Annotated in this window: 3 protein-coding genes; 1 reads left to right on the forward strand and 2 read right to left on the reverse strand. The window is 45.3% G+C overall.

The annotated features are described in order from the left end of the window. Nucleotides 1-242: 242 nt before the first annotated feature. Both KDK15_RS05325 and KDK15_RS05330 read right to left on the reverse strand, forming a co-directional pair. A complete protein-coding gene (locus tag KDK15_RS05325; RefSeq protein WP_257294329.1) occupies nt 243-851 on the reverse strand; it encodes a hypothetical protein in 609 nt (202 codons plus the stop codon). A 107-nt stretch (nt 852-958) separates the two neighbouring features. Further along, nucleotides 959-1,924: a sulfotransferase domain-containing protein gene (locus KDK15_RS05330; protein ID WP_257294330.1), complete on the reverse strand. Its 966-nt coding sequence runs from the start codon at nt 1,922-1,924 to the stop codon at nt 959-961. Between the two features lie 496 nt (nt 1,925-2,420). Here KDK15_RS05330 and tenA point away from each other — a divergent pair, with 496 nt between their 5' ends. After that, nucleotides 2,421-3,116, forward strand: coding sequence for a thiaminase II (gene tenA, locus KDK15_RS05335; RefSeq protein ID WP_257294331.1), 696 nt, complete (start codon nt 2,421-2,423; stop codon nt 3,114-3,116). Nucleotides 3,117-3,208: the final 92 nt, after the last annotated feature.

Below are 3,208 nucleotides of genomic sequence, written 5' to 3' on the forward strand. Positions count from 1 at the left end.
TATCTTGATTAAAAATTTAACCAGGCAGCTTGAGCCTGAGATCATAACAACGAATGTTGCCAATACCTGCCAGCCTTTCGCCGCATACTGGCGAAAAAACTCCAGACCCAGGCCCCGGTTGGCACCGGTAATCAAACTAACAGACATAAACAGCTCCCGGTATTGAAGGACATTGGAACAGTATATGCGCTGATAAGGACAAATAGTTCATTTGTTATGTGCAAATTTTATGCATTGGGTGTTCACATGGAGTGCAATTTATCGATAAAACTTCTTCTGAACAAACCTGCCTGGATGCATTCACAAATAAGCGGTGTCAGTGGTAGTAATTGATAGCTGTGTAGTTTTGCAAGGTCATGAATATTCTTACAGTCTGCAACTTGACCTGGACTAAATTTTTGCTCTACAAAAGGCAGAATTTTACATATTTCAAACCGTTCACTACAACCTAACTCAGAATTAAGTGCAGAGATAATGGGATGAAATTGAAATTCATTGGTTCTTAAGCAATAGCGAATTTGACTTGATTCTGATGAGCCGACCTTCTGAATATAATGTCTATTTTCCCACTCAGCCCATTTCCACTCATTGGGCTCGGTAGGATTTTGTGAAGTGGCAATGATCGGCAGAAGTTGCGATGTTGGCAATTCATAACGCCTTATAAGATGACTGACCAGTGATTTGGCAAATGCCTTCTCATCGAGGTTATCGTCCATGACTACATTTGCAATAAGACTGTCAACCCAGCCGGTAGCGGTTATTAAAGCCTGATTAAATCTCGCCTTGCCCTGTTTCGATTCTGCCATTTCGGTATTGTAAGAGGGACGGGCGCCCCCAGTTGGATTAAGCATTAAGAGACCTATATAGTTGATTTGGAGTTGATGTTACTGTCATTGTTCATTTTTATTATCGGCTTTTCACTAAAAGTATTTTTTATGCAACAGGCTGAAAACAACGCCTACAGCTGTTGAATACTAATCAGTGAACCGTCGACTTTACGGTTGTATTCCTCTATCTCACAGGCGGTTAATCTTTTCCATTCTTTGGTCTTTAACATATCTGGCGGTAAGGTTAAGTAGGAGCCTTTGTTCGCATTGCCAGCCTGTATCTCGGTAACATAACGATCTTTAAATACCCCCCACTCTCTAACCACATGATCATAAAGCCGGGTATCAAACTGATTGCGCTCGGTTAAAATGGACTTAAGGGGTTCTGGCGGGAATTTTTCATCGTAGAGTTTATCGCCGGTCACCTGAAAGCGAGCGGAGGCTATTTTTTCTTCACCATATAGACGACCAATCACTGTTGTCACTGAGTCGACAGCTTTTGTCGGTGCTACCAATAGAAAGTCGTTGTCTATCCTTTTGGTCGCTTCACGATAGGTGTCTTCTGTGCATTCACCATCCATATGATGTTTCCCGGCGATCAACCGGGTTTGTAAATTATCAATCATGGTAGAACCTGCATAAGTTTCAACATCCTGTTTTGCAAGGTAACCCCGTTGATAATCAAAATTAATGGAGGACACGGCTCTTTCTACCGGCTCACGAACTAATGAGATATACCGTCCTTTTAAACCACCTTCCTCTATCAGGCCAGTGGGCATATGACCACTGATAAATCGGGGTGAATTTTGTGCTATAACCTTTTCAAGCGCTTCTTGAGAGGGATAACCGCCCATTCCGCCAAGCTTGAAAAGATTGGGGGAAACCCCCTCTTGCCGCTTAACCGAGCAACGATGATTAAATACGCTCCCTGAATCAGCACTGATGGCTTTTATCAGACAAGCAATGTTGGTCCCCCCGGTTTTGGGAATATGGACAAAAACGATATCCTCTTGCCCTGTTTTTCTTATTTCATCGGAGACATTCACAGGTTTAAGCATGGTAATCGTTGATGAAACATAAGACATGTTGGCTTGCATTATTTATTCACCTAATCTGGCTAGACTCCGAAGGGGGGGGGGAAATATCTGAAGTTGTCACCCGGTAAAAACCATTAAGCTAAGCGGTTGATCAGCTGATACCGTATTTCAGATCTAGTACACAGTTTCAATGCAATTGATGGGTTCCATCTATTATTGACGTCCAAACTCCTTTCGTCCTGAGCGGAGTCGAAGGACGTAAGCTCCATACCCTGGATATAGGCTGCGCCAATCACCCTTCGTCCGTGCATCCTGAGTGGAGTCGAAGGACACTCAGGTTGAACGGAGATTGTATTCATCAAACTTATTGAAATTGTGTACTAGTATGACCTTATTCATTACAAAAAGGTTCCTTAACTTTTTCATGTTGATATCCTGTTAAACCTTTACCTCAGTTCCTGCTATAGGTTGCCCGCCTCAACAAGGCTTGTTGTATGAATGTGCAAACAGGCAGTGGTGAGCTATGATGCGGGTCAATAATGCCTGGAGTCCGGTGATGAGCTCAGATACCTTTTTCCTTAACGATGAAAACACCCTTTACGGGCGCATGAAAGCGGCCTGCCAGGAGGACTGGCATAACTACTGCCATCATCCGTTTGTCCGGGGAATGGCCGATGGAACCTTGCCCCTTGCCTCTTTTCGCCACTATCTTCAGCAGGACTATCTGTTCCTGATTCACTTTGCCAGGGCTTACTCACTGGCGGTTTACAAGTCGGATAATCTGGAAGATATGCGTTCTGCATCGGAGTCTGTGAGCGCTATCCTGGGCGAAATGACACTGCATCTGGCCTATTGCCAGGAATGGGGGCTGACAGAAAAAGATGTGGTCAGCCTGCCGGAAGCCCGGGCCAATATGGCTTACACCCGTTATGTGCTGGAGCGGGGAATGGCGGGTGATATTCTTGATCTTTACACAGCGTTATCGCCCTGCGCAGTGGGTTATGCGGAAATCGGGTATCGTTTGAAGAACGATCCGGACACGCTCCAGGAGGGCAATCCTTATTGGGCCTGGATAGAAACTTACGGGGGGGAAGAATTTCTTGACGGTGCCAGAAAGCAGGTGGAGCAGCTGGATCATCTGGCCAGGTCCCGTTATAACGCCGCCCGAATGGATTCTCTCTGCAAGACTTTCCGGGAAGCGACCCGCCTGGAAATCGGGTTCTGGCAAATGGGTATGGATTGCTCATTTTAACGTCCGTTGGTGGTTCGCCATTCTCTGCTATCCTCTGGTCTCTAACGAATAAGGATAGATTGCGCCCAGCCGCAATCTTATCCTGTTGTTGC

The organism is Endozoicomonas sp. YOMI1 (genome assembly GCF_024606345.1).
GTDB lineage: Bacteria > Pseudomonadota > Gammaproteobacteria > Pseudomonadales > Endozoicomonadaceae > Endozoicomonas.

Coding starts and splice junctions, on each gene's coding strand:
- KDK15_RS05330 (WP_257294330.1), bottom strand. CDS start 1,924: ATGCAAGCCAACATGTCTTATGTTTCATCAACGATTACCATGCTTAAA.
- tenA (WP_257294331.1), top strand. CDS start 2,421: ATGAGCTCAGATACCTTTTTCCTTAACGATGAAAACACCCTTTACGGG.
- KDK15_RS05325 (WP_257294329.1), bottom strand. CDS start 851: ATGCTTAATCCAACTGGGGGCGCCCGTCCCTCTTACAATACCGAAATG.